General features: G+C 43.2%; 14 protein-coding genes. 5 read left to right on the top strand and 9 right to left on the bottom strand.

Annotation, left to right across the window (positions count from 1 at the left end):
* Positions 1 to 76: 76 nt before the first annotated feature.
* Positions 77 to 1,513, top strand: coding sequence for a glycosyltransferase (locus tag dnm_RS25900; RefSeq protein ID WP_207679782.1), 1,437 nt, complete (start codon positions 77 to 79; stop codon positions 1,511 to 1,513).
* A gap of 725 nt (positions 1,514 to 2,238) precedes the next feature.
* Positions 2,239 to 2,706: a SoxR reducing system RseC family protein gene (locus dnm_RS25905; protein WP_207679783.1), complete on the top strand. Its 468-nt coding sequence runs from the start codon at positions 2,239 to 2,241 to the stop codon at positions 2,704 to 2,706.
* Between the two features lie 112 nt (positions 2,707 to 2,818).
* Here the strand turns inward: dnm_RS25905 and dnm_RS25910 are convergent, their stop codons facing one another.
* The 8 genes from dnm_RS25910 to dnm_RS25945 form a co-directional block, all read right to left on the bottom strand.
* The gene (locus dnm_RS25910; RefSeq protein WP_207679784.1) at positions 2,819 to 3,655 is read right to left on the bottom strand and encodes a nitrilase-related carbon-nitrogen hydrolase; all 837 of its coding nucleotides are present in this window, start codon (positions 3,653 to 3,655) and stop codon (positions 2,819 to 2,821) included.
* 143 nt (positions 3,656 to 3,798) lie between these two features.
* Positions 3,799 to 4,254, bottom strand: coding sequence for a siroheme decarboxylase subunit alpha (gene ahbA / locus dnm_RS25915; RefSeq protein WP_207679785.1), 456 nt, complete (start codon positions 4,252 to 4,254; stop codon positions 3,799 to 3,801).
* 90 nt (positions 4,255 to 4,344) lie between these two features.
* Positions 4,345 to 4,737 carry a secondary thiamine-phosphate synthase enzyme YjbQ gene (locus dnm_RS25920; RefSeq protein WP_207679786.1) on the bottom strand — a complete coding sequence of 131 codons (393 nt, stop codon included), beginning with the start codon at positions 4,735 to 4,737 and terminating at the stop codon, positions 4,345 to 4,347.
* A 201-nt stretch (positions 4,738 to 4,938) separates the two neighbouring features.
* On the bottom strand, positions 4,939 to 5,256 hold the full coding sequence (locus dnm_RS25925) for a TusE/DsrC/DsvC family sulfur relay protein (RefSeq protein ID WP_207679787.1): 318 nt from the start codon (positions 5,254 to 5,256) through the stop codon (positions 4,939 to 4,941).
* A 377-nt stretch (positions 5,257 to 5,633) separates the two neighbouring features.
* A complete protein-coding gene (locus dnm_RS25930) occupies positions 5,634 to 6,479 on the bottom strand; it encodes an FAD/NAD(P)-binding protein (protein WP_207679788.1) in 846 nt (281 codons plus the stop codon).
* An 86-nt stretch (positions 6,480 to 6,565) separates the two neighbouring features.
* Entirely contained in the window at positions 6,566 to 7,630 is a 1,065-nt protein-coding gene (locus dnm_RS25935; protein ID WP_207679789.1) for a 4Fe-4S dicluster domain-containing protein, read from the bottom strand.
* A 137-nt stretch (positions 7,631 to 7,767) separates the two neighbouring features.
* Positions 7,768 to 8,715, bottom strand: a complete 948-nt coding sequence (locus dnm_RS25940) for a 4Fe-4S dicluster domain-containing protein (protein WP_207679790.1) — start codon at positions 8,713 to 8,715, stop codon at positions 7,768 to 7,770.
* Between the two features lie 2 nt (positions 8,716 to 8,717).
* Entirely contained in the window at positions 8,718 to 9,152 is a 435-nt protein-coding gene (locus dnm_RS25945) for a hydrogenase iron-sulfur subunit (protein ID WP_207679791.1), read from the bottom strand.
* Between the two features lie 1,400 nt (positions 9,153 to 10,552).
* Between dnm_RS25945 and dnm_RS25950 the strand changes: the two genes are divergently transcribed.
* The 3 genes from dnm_RS25950 (at position 10,553) to dnm_RS25960 (ending at position 17,191) form a co-directional block, all read left to right on the top strand.
* Complete coding sequence (locus dnm_RS25950; protein ID WP_207679792.1) at positions 10,553 to 11,386, top strand: HesA/MoeB/ThiF family protein; 834 nt, start codon at positions 10,553 to 10,555, stop codon at positions 11,384 to 11,386.
* Positions 11,387 to 11,922: 536 nt separating this feature from the next.
* Positions 11,923 to 15,324 (top strand): MopE-related protein, encoded by a 3,402-nt coding sequence (locus dnm_RS25955; protein WP_207679793.1) that lies wholly within the window; start codon positions 11,923 to 11,925, stop codon positions 15,322 to 15,324.
* A 40-nt stretch (positions 15,325 to 15,364) separates the two neighbouring features.
* Positions 15,365 to 17,191 carry an ATP-binding protein gene (locus dnm_RS25960; RefSeq protein WP_207679794.1) on the top strand — a complete coding sequence of 609 codons (1,827 nt, stop codon included), beginning with the start codon at positions 15,365 to 15,367 and terminating at the stop codon, positions 17,189 to 17,191.
* A 286-nt stretch (positions 17,192 to 17,477) separates the two neighbouring features.
* Here dnm_RS25960 and dnm_RS25965 read toward each other — a convergent pair whose 3' ends face one another.
* A complete protein-coding gene (locus dnm_RS25965) occupies positions 17,478 to 18,365 on the bottom strand; it encodes a DNA-methyltransferase (RefSeq protein ID WP_207679795.1) in 888 nt (295 codons plus the stop codon).
* Positions 18,366 to 18,627 lie beyond the last annotated feature (262 nt).

Below are 18,627 nucleotides of genomic sequence, written 5' to 3' on the forward strand. Positions count from 1 at the left end.
CGTCAAATTTCATTTGCCATTCTCATTTTTTATGATATGCGTGATTGTTTTGAAATAAAATCACTAAGGGGAACATATGGATTCGGCGAAACATCGCTATCAGCAGGAACGTATTGCTCATTGGAATAAGATTTCCCGGTTACATGAAAATCCGAAACGGATCGGCGCGTTTTATCAAAAACTTCTTCAGCATTATTACAAGTTCCTCATTCCTCCGGGATTGCGGATATTGGAACTGGGGTGCGGTCACGGAGACCTTCTTGCTTTGTTGGAGCCATCTGTCGGGGTGGGAGCTGACTTTTCAGATGAGATGATCAGATATGCTTCGGCAAGGCATCCCGGGCTGTCTTTTGTCCGGGCTGATGCGCACGACATGGTCTTTAAGGAAAAATTTGATGTCATTATCCTCTCCGATTTGGTGAACGATCTCCGGGATGTGCAGTCTGTTTTTGAAAGATTTCGTGAGATAAGCCATCCGGGAACACGCATCATTCTGAATTTTTACAATAATCTGTGGCGTATTCCCCTGTCAGTCGCGAATCGCCTGGGCATGGGGGCAGCGGTTTTGGAACAAAACTGGTTATCTCCTCATGATATTTTCAACCTGCTGAATCTGGAAGACTTTGACGTTGTCAAACATATTCGGTGCATTTTGTTTCCTTTGAAAGTTCCGTTGTTACCAAATCTGGCGAACCAGTACATGGTGAATTTTTTGCCTTTCAGCTGGTTTGCCCTGACAAATTTTGTCGTTGCCCGGCCCGCACCAATGCGGAAACAGGCCCGGACAGGCGGACAACCTTCTGTTTCAGTCATTATCCCTGCCCGGAACGAAGCCGGGAATATTGAACATATTTTAAAGCGTACGCCTTCCCTGGGCAGCGAGACCGAACTTATATTTGTCGAAGGGCATTCAAACGATAATACCTTTGAGACCATTGAACAGGTGATTGAACGCTTTCCGGAAAAAAAATGCAGACTGTTCAGGCAGCCCGGAAAGGGAAAAGGTGACGCGGTCCGCCTGGGTTTTGAGAAAGCCCGGGGAGATGTGCTGATGATACTGGACGCGGACATGACCGTCCCCCCCGAGGACCTGACACGCTTTTTTAATGCGATTGTATCGGGAAAAGGGGAATTTATCAACGGGGTTCGCCTTGTCTATCCGTTGGAACAGGAATCCATGCGTTTCTTTAACATCCTCGGAAACAAGTTTTTCAGCCTGGCATTTTCATGGCTGCTCGGGCAGCCAATAAAAGACACCCTGTGCGGAACAAAAGTGCTGTGGAAACGTGACTATGAACTGATTGCCAAAAACAGGGATTATTTTGGAGATTTTGATCCGTTCGGAGATTTTGATTTGTTGTTCGGAGCTGCAAAACTGAATTTAAAAATTGCCGAAGTTCCCATTCGTTACCGCTCCCGAGCTTATGGTAATACCAATATTAACCGCTGGCGTCACGGATGGCTTTTGCTTAAAATGGTGTTGTTCGCGGCAAAACGCATAAAATTTATCTGAGCAACATTATTTTGCAGACTTTTGATAAAAATCTAATGCTGAGGCATGGTTTTTGCTAATTATAACGGGTTCAGGGGGGCAATGCTGTTGATTTAGGCAATTCCGAACGGATCCGGAGTGCAAAAATTTTATTTTTGCGCCTGCGAAAAAGCATTTTTCGCACTCCGGAGAAAATATCGGAAAACCTGCTTATGCTTAAGTCAATAGTATTGGTTCAGGGGAGAGGTCCGGTTAAGCCCATATGCATCAGGCTAAGATCGTAACTCATTGTTTTTATTAATCCGTGATCTGCCGGACGGGGTTTGCAACCCCGTCCGAAATATTTTCCGACCCCCGAAAACAAACGTTTCGGACGGGGTTGCAAACCCCGTCCGGCAGTCTTAGCCTGATGCATATGCCAGTTAAGCCCCGTAGGTGCGATATATTTGTAACATTCCGGCCTGGCCAAGCCCCGTGGAGGCGGCATATTTTCAGGATACTTACTACAAATATGTCGCCCCTACGGGGCTTGGTCGGCCCTCCCCTGAATCCGGTTATAACCAGAAGATTTTTTCCACTGAACCCATGGCTGATTTCATCAGTGAGAATTCATTTCTCATAATAATCTGAGCGGCCTGTTGATACGCGGTGGGGAAGCGGGGCATCATACTTGACAAATTCATTTTTTTCGGAGATATTGTAAGAAAAAGATTGTTGAACACAAAAGAAACAAAAGGAGCTAAATTTTGGCAACTGAAGAAGGTATCGTCATAAAGGTCAGTAATTCCGGAACCGCATGGGTAAAAACAACGAAAAGCAGTTCATGCGAAGCGTGTGCGGCAAGAGATAGCTGTCATTCGATGGGCGGGGGAAAGGAAATGAAGGTTGAAACAATCAACACCGCGGGGGCAAAAGTAGGTGATAAAGTTATCATTGGTTTTGAAACAGCGTCCCTGCTCAAAGCAGCTTTCCTTGTTTATGTATTTCCAATTTTAAGCATGATTGCGGGGGCGGTGATCGGGCAGGAAGTCGCACCAAATTATAACTTCAGTGCCCCTTATGCCTCGGTGACACTGGGGTTCATGTTTTTCTTTCTTGCATTTTTGCTTGTCAGAATAATGGGGATTAAAATGTCCAAAAAGGAAGAATACAGAGCAAAAATCATCAGGATTAAGAGAGGAAAAAAAACAGAAGATCTTTCAGAGGTAGCCTGAAGGCCCGTTTGCAGAACAAACTTTCTATTTAACATTCTCAAAACGGCCTGACGTGGTGAAGTATCCCCAGCTTTCAAGACTTCTGCAACCTTCATCATCCAATTTTTCTGAGCTATATTTTTCTGAGCTGGTTAATCTTACGGCCGCATAGCAGATCATCTCTTCTGTTCGGAAGAAAAAAGTGCATTTTATTATTTCGTACTCCTGTCAGAACATCCGCTTTCAGTTCCGCAACCACCATGTTTTCTCCGCCACTCACATCCTTTTCCATAATTTTTCCGGCCGGATCAATTACCACTGCAACCCCTGGAAAGTGAAGCCCTTTTCCATTTTCACCGGTCTGGTTACATGCAATGACAAAAAAGCTGTTATCATAAGCTCTTGCAGGAAGATGCCGCATCCATGACTCGTATTTTTCCCGGGGAGTTCCCCTCGGAGACGCATGGGGAATAAAAATAACCTCAGCACCTTTTAAGGCCATGAGGGTGGAAAGTTCGGGAAAATGGGCGTCATAGCAAAGCTGAATTCCGAATTTCACGCCACAGGCTTCAAACAGGGGAACTTTATCACCTGCTGAGAACACAGGGCGTTCGGGCGGGGCAATATGCAGTTTTCGGTAAACATCAAAATTTCCCTCGGGTTTTACAACCAGATGGCTTGCAAAGATAAGGCCATTTTCATCTTTTTCAGCCATTCCCGCGAGAATGACAATATCCTGGTCCTCGGCCAGATATGAAAGATGGTCAGTTACGGAACCCGGAACAGGCTCTGCCGCATCCTTTATATCCTGACAAACGCTGTATCCCGTAACATTCATTTCCGGGAAACAGACAACAGCCGCACCCTCTTTTTTTGCAGCCTTTATCCATTTGACCATTCCGTCAAGATTATCAGCAGTCTTACCTGCAAACGACTGGGAAATTATTGCGGCAATGCGGATGTCTTTCATAATTGAGAATTGAGAATTGGGAATTGGGAACAGAAAAGCGGAACCATCTGTTTAGAAACTGAAATCCGAATGCTTAAAACCAAAAAGTTTCAAGTTTCGAGTTTCGAGTTTCGAGTTTCAAGTTTCGAGTTTCAAGTTTCAAACTACAGATCAAAATGCGCTTTAACTTTAAACAGCTTTGTCGCAGGCAGATTGAGAATATCAGTTATTCCTGTTTCTTTGGAAATTTTTTCAAGGTTTGATTCTATTTCTTCCATGGAGGGTGCAATAAAGGTGAACCAGATATTAAAATTATTATCTCTTTGGTAATTATGCGTCACTCCCGGATAATGGTTGACAGTTTCCGCAAATAAACTGATTTTGTCTTCCGGAACCTTTGCCGCACAGAGCGTGCTGACAAATCCCAGTTTTCCAGGAAAAAAATTTCCGCCAATTCGTCGGATAATTCCGGCTTCTTTCAGGCGGACAACCCGGTTTAGCACATCTGTCTCAGAAAGCCCGATATCATTGGCTATGGAAAGATATGGACGCGAGGTAATAGGAAAGTCGGACTGAATCCGGTTAAGAACAGCTCTGTCAATGTCATCCATCAACGGCATGGGATACTCCTTGGAAATTGATAATTGATAATGGACAATTGATAATTATCCATTATCAATTGTCCATTATCAATTATCCATTATCAATTATCAATTTTTTATAAAGCTTATATTTACTTTTCTGTTTCGAGGGCCGTCAAATTCACAGAAAAATATTCCCTGCCATGTCCCTAAAACCAGTTTTCCGTTTTCAACTGCTATCAGTTCCGAGGCCCCAACAAGTGTTGATTTTATATGGGCTGGTGAGTTTCCTTCGAGGTGACGGTAATCTGCTTCCCAGGGGATGATCTTGTTTAAGACCATCAGAATGTCGGCCTTCACACTTGGGTCGGCGTTTTCATTTATGGTCACGGCGGCGGTGGTATGCGGAACACAGACCATGCAAAGCCCTTCATTCAGACCGGCTGACTGAACCGCTTCCTGTATCTCTGAGGTGATATCAATTAATTCTGTTCTGGCTTTGGTTTTGACGGTCAGAAGCATTTTTTTTCAACCTCCGTACAGTGAGAATTGAGAATTGAGAATTGAAAATCGAGAATCCGGAAGATTGCCATTTTCAGTTCCCAATCCTGACTTCCGGTTTTATAATTTCCTGTACAAATAAAAAAAGCCCTCCCGCTTTTTACGGTCAGGGCTTTTTCTTTTATAAATTAAATACAGGACAAAAACAAGATGATCTTAGTTTTAGACGCATCCCGTAGGTTTGGGAAGGCCAGCCATTTTACAGGCTCCCTTACCAGGTCCTGAGGGGAACAGTTCATAAATATGTTTCAGTTTGAAACCGGTAACCTTTGAAAGAACACGGACCATGGGGGCAATTCCGTTTTTCTCATAGTACTCCCGAAGCACGTCAATGACTTTCTTATGCTCGTCATTAAGTTCTGAGATTCCTTCTTCCTGTTTTACGAACTGCACCCATTCCTCAGACCAATTGGTATAGTCATCAATAAATCCGTCCTCATCAACGTTGAACTTTTTCCCTTGGAATTCAACTTCTGGCATTTAAACATCCTCCTTTTTTATTTTTCTTTATGGCTCGCAGCCTGTTAAGCTTTTATAAAAAACGTATTCTTATACGATTAATTTTTCAATGTCAATATGAAAAAATATAAAAAATATAACTGTTGCAAGCTGAAAGTCTTAAAAGCTTAAAAAAATTAAAAACTCAGGTAGCTGTAAAAACAATCTGAGTATGATTAAACATAATATTTACAAGTTGTTAGCCTTGTAGGACGGTGACAATCTTACCAAGTTGGGTTACAGCATCCTCTTTACCGTGAAAATACATTTTGAAAAGCCGGGTTTTTTATCTGAAAACATTTTCATGACCGGGGGCGAAAAACCCGGCTTTTTTATGAGCGTTTATTTTTTAAGATATCTTAATATTCTTTTGGTGTGTTGTTCAATTCGGCCAATGTAAAAACCGGACCGTCTTTGCATACAAATTCTTTTCCGATATTGCACCGTCCGCACATTCCGATACCGCATTTCATGCGATTTTCAAGAGACATGATAATCTGGTCATGGCTGTACCCCAGATTGTCCAGAACAGGCTGGGTAAACTTGATCATAATCGGAGGCCCGCAAATAATGGCATAAGTTTCTCCGTCAGAGGAAGGGGCTTTCTGTTCAGTAATGGTCGGAACAAATCCCACATTGTATTTCCAATCCGGATCATCTGTGCCATCCACGGTGATGTGCATATTGATATCGTCCCGCTTTTCCCACTCGGCCAGCTCGTCCCGATAAAGCAGCATCCCGGGGGACCGTGCGCCGTATATCACATGGATATCTTTGAATTTTGAGCGGTTGGCCGGATCCAGCATATATATGATGGATGAACGGAGTGTGGTAAATGCGAACCCGCCTCCGATGATGACAACATTTTTTCCCTCCATGGTTTCCCAAGGATACCAGTTTCCCAGGGGACCCCGGATTCCCATAATATCACCGACCTTCATGGTATGCAGGAAAGATGAAACCAGTCCCACCTTGTTGACCGTGAATTTCACAAATCCTTTTTCTGTAGGAGATGAGGCAATTCCGATGGGAATTTCGCCTTTTCCGGTCACAGAAAGCTCACCAAACTGCCCGGACTTGTAAGCGAATTTTTTTTCATCCTCAGGGTTTAAAAAAACAAATTTGAATGTTTTAAGATTCTTATCCTCGGTCTCAGTAATGATTTCATCAATACGAACCGGATAAGGCAAATATGGATTTTGCATGGTTTTCTCCCTTTGGAAACCAAAAACCGGAAACCGGAAACCTGAAATGAATCAAGTTCCGAGTTTCAAGTTTCAAGTTTCAAATTTCAAGCGACCTGACAGGCAGCGTCTGCCGGTTCATAACTGTTCATCAATTCGCAAACCTTCCGGATATCAATGTTGACCGGACACAGGCGGATACACCGCCCGCATCCCACACATTGTATCCCGTCACCATACTTGTCCACATAGTATTTCAATTTGTGCATGAACCGTTGCCGAACCCTGTGAACTTTGGTGCCTCTGGGATTATGCCCCGAACCATGAAGCGTAAACAGCGGATACATGCAACTGTCCCAGGTTTTCATGCGTATTCCTGATGTTCCATGAGTCTCATCCTGAATATCAAAACACCAGCATGTGGGGCAGACATAAGTACAGGTTCCGCAGTTCAGGCAGGCAAAAGCCACATCTTCCCAAAACGGAGCATCATAAAGCTCAGTTGTTATTTTGTCTTTCAGTCCGTCAGTGTTGACAGAAGCGGTGATTTTGGCCTCTGCCTCTTTTTTCAGGGTTTCGATCTGGTCTTCCCCGGCATCCGCCTCGGTATTCCAACCAGCGGCCTGTAACAGTTTTTCCCCTTTATCCGTAATGACCTTCGCCAGAAAATAGTCTCCCGCGTCAGCAAGAAGCACGTCCAGTCCGTCTTCATGAAAAGGCCCGCACCCGGCACTCGTGCAAAAGCAGGTGGAACAGGGATTGTTACAGGCAAGTCCCACAAACACACTGGCTTCATAGGCGTTTATCCAGTAAGGGTCTTTGTATTCCGGAGTATCAAAATTTTTTTTCACCAGCAGAAAAGCGGCCGCGTCACAAGGTCGGATTCCGATAGCCGCCCGGGGGGAATAATCCTTTTCAGCCTCTTTCATGATATGATGATCTGCTTCGTTTTCATCCAAGGAATATTTGAACATTGCCTCTGCCTGGGGAAAAACCATGGATTTTGCCGAAAGTTTTGTATTGGAAAAATCAAAATCCGGCAGTTCACCGTTATCAAGTTCCTTAAAATTATGAAATTCCTTATCTTTTACAGGGCCAAACAGGCGATAGCCTCCGCTTAACTTAGCAAGTCCGTCAGCCCAGTCTTTCTTATCAATCTTAATGACCTTCATAGCGTTTAACCTTAATTAGAAATTAGAAATTGGAAATTTGAAATCAGAAATTCGAAAACAGTGTCAGAAATTCGAATGTTGAATTTCAAGTTTCAAATTTCAAGTTTCAAATTTCAAATTTCAAATTTCCATATATTTTATTTTATAAAATCTTCAGGGTCATCCGGTTTATAGGCATCAAGGGGCGGGCGGGCATCCAGTGTCAGCCCCGCTTCCCAGCCGTAGTATTCAAAACAGTCTTTTTCCAATTTCTTTGTGAGTGTCCTCATATTGATCCCTACGGGACAGGCACGCTCACAGGCCCCGCAATCCGTACACCGGCCCGCACAATGATAAGCCCTCAAAAAATGGAATGTTTTTGTGTCAATCGGATCCGTGGTTTTGCCCACCCACTGGGGCTGAGATTCGTCAACAAAGCATGTGGGACAGTAGCAAAGCGGACAGGCGTTTCTGCAAGCATAACAACGGACGCAGGCGGACAGAAGATCATCGAAATAGTTCCATTTGTCCTCAGGAGACATGGCTTCGATTTCACGGATATCCGCATATCTGTCAATATCCTTTTGTTCTTCCACAAGATCCGCGGCCAGTTCATCATATATGACAGGATTCCGATGGATGCATACGGCACAGTTTTTCTGCAAAACCTCTTCTTTTTCCAGGATTTTCTCAGCATCCCCCGTTTTTACAATGACCTTGCCATCTTCTTCGGCAACGGACAGAATTTCCGTTTCAAACATGGAAGTGATTTTGCGCCGGTCAATCATTCCCTTGCATGGCACACCAATGATAACAAGCTGATCCCTTTTGATTTTGTTTTCAATGATATGAGTGACAATGTTCCGTGAATCACAGCCTTTGGCGATCACACCGATTTTTTCTTTTCTGTCGGTCAGATAATTTGCCAGGTTGATTCCGCAATTGCTGTCCCACGTCAGTTTTTCCACATCTTCCGGCCTCTTTGCAAAGCAGGGTTCGTTCATCATGGGCATGCTTCCCTGTCGGAAACCGATGACCATGTCAACTGTGCCCTCTTTTAAAAGCCTTTCCGATATTTCCCTTATTTTATCAGTATATCCTACCATAATTAAGCCACCTTAGGCATATGTTTTACAAAATTGTCATGAGGTCCTAACGCTCTGACCGCCTCGGTAACTTCGTTGACAACCTCAATGAATTTAGTCGCTTCTGCTGAAGATACCCATGAAAAATGCAGACGGCCGGGTTCAATCCCCATATGTTCGATAAGGTTTTTAAAAAGCGTAAACTTTCTGCGTGCGTAATAATTACCTTCCAGGTAATGACAGTCTCCGGGATGTCAGCCGGAAACCCATACCCCGTCTGCTCCGTTTCTGAATGAAGCCAGAATAAATTTAGGGCTTATCCGTCCGGTGCAAGGAATCCGGATAACCCGGATATTGGGGGGATATTGCATCCGGCTGACACCTGCGAGGTCGGCAGCTCCGTAGCTGCACCAGTTGCACAGGAAAGCCACAATTTTTGGTTCCCAATCTGTTGGCATGTTATTTTCTCCTTAATTTAAAAAAAAAGATTCAATCAGGAATTTAAAAGATTCAATCAGGATAAAACACTAATTATCTGAAACTTTTTCAGGGAATGATATTCCCATTTAGCCGGGCAGGACCTGCGAAATTTTGTGAATCTCCCAAGTCTTACGAAATTTTCAGGAAACAATCCTAATTTGAATATTTTCTGATCATTAAATCAGGTTATCCAATTGAAATCATAATGTATTATAAGTATGTTCAATTTAATCTGTTCTCCCAAATAAGCATGAGTCAGATAAAACCAGAATTTGAAGAAATAGATCGTAACTTGCAACCTGTCAAGAATAAAAACAGAGGATGAAGATTAATGCGAAGATACAGAGAAATACGAGTGGGGTAATACTAGTGCATGACCGCAATGATTATGACGGGTGAGAGAAATTCGGAAAATCCGAAAGCATGTAGGACAATTTTTCAAATTGTCCGAAAAAACAATTTGAAAAATTGTTTTACATTCGAAAAACCCGTCAGAATCAATGCGGTCGGGCACTAGTTAAATATCTCAGAATCTGACTTGCTTTCTTTTTTTTACTTTTGTTATTGGCAAACTTGTTTGAAATTGATCCGGAACAGAGCATTTCTGCTGAAAGTTTTAATCGTATGTTTGCATTCATCAGGAAGCACGGGATGATATTTTTCAACATTTTTTGCCAAACAGGAATGTCTTGAGGGGCTACTGGTATTGATTTGACATGTGTTTGTTACCCTGTTGCGCTGTAAAACACGGAAAAAACCCTTTGAATTTTCCATTTACTCGCCATATCAGCCTGTATAATGGAAATCAATAAAAAAATCAGCAGTGATTTTCATTTGCCAGTTCGGATTTCTGTCTTTTTCTTTACCGTGAAAATACATTTTGAAAAGCCGGGTTTTTTATATGAAAACATTTTCATAACCGGGGGCGAAAAACCCCATATGCATTAGGCTAAGATTACAACCTACTGTTTTTATTAACTCTGATTTTGCCGGACGGGGTTTGCAACCCCGTCCGGAATATTTTCCCGGATCGCCGCCCGCAAACGTTTCGGACGGGGTTGCAAACCCCGTCCGGCAGCCGTCCCTCATTCTTAGCCTGATGCATATGGCGAAAAACCCGGCTTTTTCATAAGCGTTTATTTATAACCAGGAAAAATCCGATGTTTCATGAGCGGTTCTGTTATTTTAATTATTGTTTTCGGAAATGCGGAGCGAAAATGATTTGCCAAATTTTTTTTAGTTTGATAAATAAACGCTCATAAGAAAGCCAAGTTTTTTGCTTCTCCGGTTATGAAGATATTTTCATATAAAAACCCGGCTTTTCAAAATGTATTTTAACGCTAAAAAAATTCCCTCTGGCAATGGGAAATTAAATTTTTTGAAAAAAGCTGTTTTCCAGACCGTTCATTTTCGTGGCAACCGTCAAAACACCAAAACACTTTACACAATTAATTCCTTAAATGCTATGACAATACTATCTTCGGAAGAACTGACCCGATACAACAGACAAATCATCATCCCTGAAATCGGTGAACAGGGACAAAAAAAACTCAGACAGGCAAAGGTATTTATCGCCGGAATGGGCGGACTTGGTTCTGTTTCCGCCTATTATATGGCAGCGGCCGGAATTGGCACTCTCAAAATCGCTGACATGGATCATGTGCTTTTAGGAAACCTTAACCGTCAGATTCTTTACGGCATCAATGATATCAAAAGACCCAAAACAGAGTCCGCACTGGAAAAACTCCGGGAACTGAATCCCTTTTGTCATATTCTGCCGGTTCAGGAGGAAATCTGTGATGAAAATGTTATGGATATGGTCGCTGATTGTGAAATCATTCTGGATGCCACAGATAACCCGGAAACCCGAAAAGTCCTTAACCGGGCTTCTGTTTCAAAAAAAATTCCTTTTGTTTACGGAGGGGTAAACGGTTTTAGCGGGATGGTGACGACCTTTGTGCCCGGGGAAACCCCGTGTTTTGAGTGCCTGTTTCCTCAGAACTCGTTAAAAAAAGGAGAAATTCCCTCGCTGGGGCCTGTGGTCGGGATAGTGGCCTCCATACAAAGCCTGGAGGTAATAAAGATCATTTTGGGGATAGGCAGCCCCCTGAAATGCAAATTGCTTTATATTGAGGGGCTTGACATGACTTTCAAAGAGATCAGGGTAAAAAGAAACCCTAACTGTAAAGTCTGTCAGAAACTTGAAACTTGAAACTCGAAACTCGGAACTTGAAACTTGAAACTTGAAACTTGAAACTTGAAACTCGGAACTTGAAACTCGAAACTTGAAACTTGAAACTTGAAACTTGAAACTCGAAACTTGAAACTCGAAACTTGAAACTTGAAACTCGGAACTTGAAACTCGGAACTTGAAACTCGGAACTTGAAACTTGATTGTCAGGCTTCAGGTTTCAGATTCAGGGATTATATTTGCCGGACGGGATTTGAAACCCCGTCCGGCAATGTCCGGCAATGCGGCAATGAGCAAATCCTGTCCTGCAAAGGGCAAACGAGCGTGCTTGAACAGTCCCGTAGGGACGGCATATTTGTAGCATAAGAGTCTCACCCCCGCCCGAGTCCCATAGGGACGGCATATCCGGCGTAAACATACCATCCCCGCGGGACTCGGAAACACGGACATATCACCTGCAAATAATATCGTCCCCATAGGGACTTTTCAAACACGCTCTTAGGCATATAGCTGATAAGAATAAAATAATCCATAACTTTATGAAAGGAATGTGTCTGATGAAAAAAACAGGGCAAATCCTCAAAAGTATGCAGTTCTGCCTTATGAGATTTATTTTTATTTTGGGGCTGGTTATTATTGTTGGCATGGGATGCAGCAGCAGTGATGATGGCGGTGATGATAATACCACCACTATGGACAACGATAAAGATGGGTACACAGTGGAACAGGGCGATTGTAATGACAATAATATTGGCATTCACCCGGGTGCCAATGAAATATGCGGTGACGGCATTGATCAGGATTGTGATGGCAGTGATCTTGCTTGTGATCCTGATAATGACGGGGATGGTTACACTGTAAAACAGGGCGACTGTGACGACACCAGAGCCAGTGTCCATCCGAACGCTGATGAAATATGCGGTGACGGCATTGACCAGGATTGTAATGGCTATGATCTCCCTTGTGGTCCGGGGAGTGACATTGATAATGACGGGGATGGTTACACAGAAAAACAGGGCGATTGCAACGACAGTAACGCCGCTATTCACCCCGGGGCACAGGAAATCTCCGGAGATGGTATTGACCAGGATTGTGACGGAAAAGATCTGTCTGAAGATAAAAAATCGCCTGTGGCAAGATTCACGGCCACTCTGCCTGAAGATCAATATACCCCGCCATATGAGATAACTCTGGACGCATCCAAATCCTATGATCCTGATGGCAATATCGTCCAATATCAGTGGACAAGTTCACAGGAACCAGGAAAAACCTGGGAAGGCAAAACACAGACATTGACAGTGCCAGATGCGGGAACTTATACGTTTACCCTTACAGTAACCGATAATGACGGTCTCCGGCACACAGACGGGAACCAGGTAACAATAACGCCTTCCGGGCCAAATGTCGGCGGACCTTTTAAGGTAACAGAACTGATCCTTACAGCCGAATCTCCCCAAAGTGACTGTCAAAAACCGTCATCTGAAACTTCCTTTGATGATAATGACAAAAACATTACCGTCTGGGTCCATTATCTTAACTTTGAAGCTGGTAAGACGTATCAGTTTAAATGGTATGATCCGAATAATAATCTTGTTCACACAAGCGAAGAAAAAAAGCCGGAAACTGCTATTTCAAGCGGATGTTCATATGTCAGTGTTCCGTTGGCAGTTTTTCAGAAATACGGGGCAGGGGAGTGGCGTGTTGAATTTTATTACAATGGTCAGAACTATAAGGAAAAAAATTTTATCTTCAGTTCCGAGCATACAGGCTTTCAATTTGAACTGCTTGAATTCGTAGTCACTGCTGAAAAATCCCCGGATGATACTGCTGACCCTTCCGCGGATGAATGTGAAAAACCCGTACCTCAGACATCCTTTGGTGAGGATGACGCTCATATAAGCGTCTGGGCCTATTATCGTAATCTTGAAGGCGGCAAAGATTATGAATTCGTATGGTATGCTCCGAACAACGCACTGGCGCATAAAGACAAAGGTAAGCGTAATTATGATGTTATTGGCGGATGTTCATGGGGAAGCATTGAAAAAGATACACTTCAGACACATGGCTCCGGCCAATGGCGGGTTGAATTTCATTATGATGGTCAGAAATATGATGAAAAATATTTTACCTTTAGTTCTGTCAAGCCGCCCGGGAAATTTGAGCCAACAGAATTTGTTCTGACAACAGCATCTCCGAACCAGGATGACTGTGAAACCCCTGCCGCCCAAACTGCTTTTGATGAAAATGATCCCCGGGTGACAGCATGGGTTCGTTACCAGAATCCTGACAGCGGGGAAAAATCTTTCAGCTTCAAATGGTATAGTCCGGATGGGTCTCTTTCCCAGGAGAGTGCCGGAAATTCATATCTGACCGGGGCTGGGGACGGATGTGTGGCAGGAAGTATTGAAACCGAAAGGCTGCGGTTATACAACCCGGGTCAGTGGACAGTTGAATTTTATTCTGATGATCAGAAGCATGGGGAAAAGACATTTACATTCACTTATACCATTGTCTTTGAGGCAGAGGAAATCTTGTTTACCACTGAACCCCCTGCGGACGGATGCAAAAGACCCGCAACATCTGAAACGAATTTCAGTGAGAATGACGAAAACATTTTTACCTGGGTTCGTTATCATCATTTCGAAGCTGGCAAATCGTATAAATTCGAGTGGTATGCTCCTGACGGAACGCTCGCCCAAACCAGTGATGCTGATGAGTCATATGATGTTTATGTCAGAGACGGATGCGTATGGAAAAGTATTGATGCACAAAGGCTCCGGCAGTACGGTTCCGGCTGGTGGACGGTTAAATTCTGCTATGACGGACAGCCGTGCAAAGAAGATAAATTCTATTTTACCTCTGATAATCCGAATATGGAATTTGAAGTAAAGGAATTCCTTTTTACAACCGAATATTCACTGGGGGATGAATGTGAAACCCCGGAGATTCAGACCACTTCTTTTGATGATAATGATACCAAAGTGATCGCCTGGGTCCGTTATGCGTTTTTTGAAGAAGGAAAATCTTATGAATTCAAGTGGTATAGCCCTAATGGCACTCAGATAAATACGCCTGCGCCACATACCCCCGATACCCGTGACGGATGTGCTTTGTCCGAAATTCCCACAAACACACTTCTGGAACATGGCCCGGGCAAATGGACCGTTAAATTTTGCTACAATAATGATGAATATTGCAGGGAAAACCAGTTTGACTTTGTTTCCAATGCGGAATTTGAGATAACGGAATTCGTTTTTACAACCGAATATGAAGACTCCGAAGCCAAATGTGAGCAGCCCACGCCAGAAACATCTTTCAATGATTTTGACGGCGATGATGGCGAGGTCATCGCCTGGGTCCGTTATCACAGATCAGAACCGGGAATGTCCTATGGCTTCAGGTGGTACAGCCCGGACGGGATTCTTGCTCAGACCGCTCAGAATCCGCCCAAAACTGGTGAAAGTCCAATGGGATGCTTATGGGAAAGTATTCCGATAAATAAACTCCGGCGATATAACTCAGGAACATGGCGTGTTGAATTTCTTTACAATAACCGGAAATATGAGGAAAAATATTTTACCTTTGCTTCCCGTTATTCTGACACGGAATTTCAGGTAACCGAATTTGTTCTCACAAGTGAATATTCCTCGGAAAACAATTGTGAAACTCCGGAATCTGAGACTTTTTTCAGCGATAACAACGCCCAGGTCGTTGCCTGGATTTACTATCGCAACCTTGAAAAAGGCGTTCCATATGAATTCAGATGGTATAATCCCGCTGGTGTTAATGTTCAACCAGGTACAGCAAATCTAGGCTCGGACAAGGATATTCCCCGAGGGTGTACATATGTAAGTATTTTAAAAAGCACACTCAAAATCTATAAGCCGGGGAAATGGCATGTTGAGTTCTATTATAACGGCCAAAAAATATCGAAGAAAGATTTTGAGTTTCAATTTTGAAATATTTGAGATTTGGGATTTGGGATTTGGGATTTGGGATTTGAGATTTGAAATTCGAAGCCCGATAACAAAGTTTCAAGTTTCAAATTTCAAGTTTCGAGTTTCAAATTTCAAGTTTCGAGTTTCAAGTTTCGAGTTTCAAATTTCAAGTTTCGAGTTTCAAGTTTCGAGTTTCAAGTTCCGAGTTTCAAGTTCCGAGTTTCAAGTTTCAAGTTTCAAGTTTCAAGTTTCGAGTTTCGAGTTTCAAGTTTCAAGTTTCGAGTTTCAAGTTTCAAGTTTCAAGTTTCAAGTTTCAAGTTTCAAGTTTCGAGTTTCAAACATGACAAAATTTTTTAATACAACAGGCCCTTGCAGGCCGGAGATACATTATATGGCTGATCCTCTGTCGCGGCTTCCGATGGTACGGGAACTGATTGAGGATCAGCATTATTTTGTATTACACGGGCCCCGTCGAACAGGAAAAACCACATATCTTTATGCCCTGATGAACCAGCTCAGTCAGGAGGGAAAGTATTCCGCGCTTACGGTAAATATCCAGCCTGCGGCCAGCGTTCAGAACCCGACCCGCGCCATGATAATGGTGGCAGATGCTATCTGCAATAAAGCCAGGCGTCATCTCCCTGAAAAAGAGTGGCCGGAACCTGTTGAGAATCTGGATCAGGACATGCTCGCCCGGGGCCAGTTACAGCGATATCTGAACTTGTGGGCGGAAAAAAATCCCAAACCCGTGGTCCTGTTTATAGACGAAGCAGATTCCCTGCCGGATGAACTGTTTTTAGCCCTTTTACGTCAGTTGCGTGCCGGGTTTGAAGATCGGCCCCATGGCTTTCCTCACTCCGTGGCTTTGGCGGGTCTGAGACTTGGGATCAATGCTTTGCTCAATATAAAAACACCATCACTTCTGCTGGATGCTTTTACGCTATCGGAGACAGATGCTCTCCTAAATCAGCATACCGCTGAAACAGGACAAATTTTCACCAGGGAAGCTATAAACGAAATATTCCGTCTCACCCGGGGCCAGCCCTGGCTCACCAATACCCTTGTCAGAGAGACCATTACTGAAATTCTCAAAAATGACTTCACCAAGGAAATCACACCCGCCCATGTTGCCCGGGCCAGAAAAGCACTGGTCCGAGAGCGGAAGACCCATTTGGACAATCTGATTGGCAAATTAAAAGAATCTCCTGTGAAAAATGTCACGGAAGCACTTATCAGCGGAGAATTTTTGCAGTCTGACCGGCTCGAAGACCTGACATATCTTCAGGATTTCGGGCTTGTTACCAGAGAACTTCCTATAAAGTTTGCCAATCCCATCTATACGGAAATTATCCCCGAGGCATTAAGTTACTGCTGGAAGGTTTCTTTTAGTCAGGAACTTGTTTATGAAAAAAAATACATAAAAAACGGGTTATTAGATATAGATTCCCTGATCTCGGCTTTTCAGGAGTTTTACCGCCATCATTCTGAAATATGGCTTGAAAGGTTTGAGTTCTGTGAAATTGGCAGACAGCTGTTGTTCATTGCCTTTCTTCAAAGAATTGTGGGAACAGAAGCCATGTTTGAATATGAAATGGAACTGGGCAGCAGACACCTCAGCTTACTCCTGGAATTCGCTTCCGAACGGTTTGCCATGGAACTCAAGTTACAGAGAAACCGTTATTCAGAAGATGAAGGGCTGAAAGAGATTGTCCGTTATCTGAATCGCATAGGCATGGATCAGGGCTATCTTATTTTATTTGAGACCAACTCGCAAATCCCATGGGAAGAATGTACTTACCGCTTAGACTCTCAGATTCCCTGGGAAAAGCGCATCTATCGGAAAGAGATAACGCACGAAGGGAAAAAAATTATTTTTGTAGGAATGTAGGGAGGAAATGGGACCGCCGAGGTTTTCAAAACCTCGGCGGTCTTCGGCGGTCTGAAAAAAGAGTATGCAAATTTCCATTGCCCTTCCTATGACTCGATAATCAAGTTTTTGACCCGGATCGAATAAAAAGTCTGTCATTCCTGCTTTCGCAGGAATGACAGAAAAAAACTGGATTATCGAGTATGAGTGTATCCAGTAAAAGTAATATCTTTTATCATTGCCTTCGGTATTCGCTGTCTGGTCGCATAAGGTGGCAACTTGTTTTATTTTATAATCTTTTTGTAATTCACCGGATGGAATTCCGCCTCTCCTCATTTTTCTTGTCAAATTCAATCCATGCGTCTTTGTTTTTTCTGACAACATTCTCAAGGCGGCTTATTGCCCACTCATTATATTTTGATTCAAGTTCACAGCCCATCCATTTTCTGCCAAGCTGTTCCGCTACAACCAGAGTCGTTCCCGACCCGGAAAACGGATCCAGCACCACATCTCCCTCATCAGAAGATGCGAGAACCAGTTTTCTTAAGAGTTCCTCCGGTTTCTGAGTGGGATGCGGAGTCTTCTCACCCATTCCGTTGCAGGTCGTGGGGATTTCAATCACATCTTTGGGTTTTGCGCCTTTCGGGTGCGGAGTCCAGATATCTTTTCTTTTGCCATTGTTTCCGTACTGACTGGTAACCGCCTGGGGATGCGAGGGATATTTCAAGGTGTGCTTTCCGTAGGGAATTCTCACATCGTCAATATTAAACGTAAATTTCCGAGCTTTTCTCAGATGAAGAATGCTTTCATGGGAACGGCCCCAGTCTTTCCCCAGATTTGCCTTATTTTTATAATGCCAGATCAGCCATCTGCACCCTTTGAAATACCTCATGGACGGATGCTTCAGATCCGCCAGTATTTCTGTAAAACCGCAAATATAAAGAGTTCCTGTCTTTGTCAGAATTCTTGACGCCTCTTTAATCCACTGCATTGACCATCTGATATATTTTTCCTGATTCTCAAATTTGTCCCAGTCTGCTTTTTTAATATTATACGGAGGATCAGCAAAAATCAGAACCGCACTTTCCGACGCCAGAGACCTCAGCCATTCGGTGCTGTCTCCCTGGAAAAGCGTTCCGTTTTTTTGTTCGTGGATGAGACAGAAAGATTTTCTTTTATAATTCTTGCTGTTCACAATTATAAAAAGTGTCAGGTGTCAAGTGGTGTCCTAAAACTGGACCTGAGCCGATATTTCCTAAATTGATTCAAATGGTTAAAATTTTTAGCTCCTGTTTTGAAACACTAGCTAAAAAGTGTTAGGTGTTAGGTGGGGTGATGAAAATGTTTCTAAGACTCTGAAAAAGCTGATCCCGTTTTTGTTCCCCTAAATTTTTTAACTCTCTGATTTTTAAGTCATAAAAATTTTTCGGAATAAAAATGGAATCGCAATTATCCGC

This window comes from Desulfonema magnum (assembly GCF_017377395.1).
GTDB classification, from domain to species: domain Bacteria; phylum Desulfobacterota; class Desulfobacteria; order Desulfobacterales; family 4be13; genus Desulfonema_C; species Desulfonema_C magnum.

Bases quoted from the DNA above. Each gene is read 5' to 3' on its own strand.
- dnm_RS25900 (WP_207679782.1), top strand. From the start codon at position 77: ATGGATTCGGCGAAACATCGCTATCAGCAGGAACGTATTGCTCATTGG.
- dnm_RS25925 (WP_207679787.1), bottom strand. From the start codon at position 5,256: ATGCCAGAAGTTGAATTCCAAGGGAAAAAGTTCAACGTTGATGAGGAC.
- dnm_RS25930 (WP_207679788.1), bottom strand. From the start codon at position 6,479: ATGCAAAATCCATATTTGCCTTATCCGGTTCGTATTGATGAAATCATT.
- dnm_RS25935 (WP_207679789.1), bottom strand. From the start codon at position 7,630: ATGAAGGTCATTAAGATTGATAAGAAAGACTGGGCTGACGGACTTGCT.
- ahbA (WP_207679785.1), bottom strand. From the start codon at position 4,254: ATGCCGTTGATGGATGACATTGACAGAGCTGTTCTTAACCGGATTCAG.
- dnm_RS25940 (WP_207679790.1), bottom strand. From the start codon at position 8,715: ATGGTAGGATATACTGATAAAATAAGGGAAATATCGGAAAGGCTTTTA.
- dnm_RS25920 (WP_207679786.1), bottom strand. From the start codon at position 4,737: ATGCTTCTGACCGTCAAAACCAAAGCCAGAACAGAATTAATTGATATC.
- dnm_RS25955 (WP_207679793.1), top strand. From the start codon at position 11,923: ATGAAAAAAACAGGGCAAATCCTCAAAAGTATGCAGTTCTGCCTTATG.
- dnm_RS25910 (WP_207679784.1), bottom strand. From the start codon at position 3,655: ATGAAAGACATCCGCATTGCCGCAATAATTTCCCAGTCGTTTGCAGGT.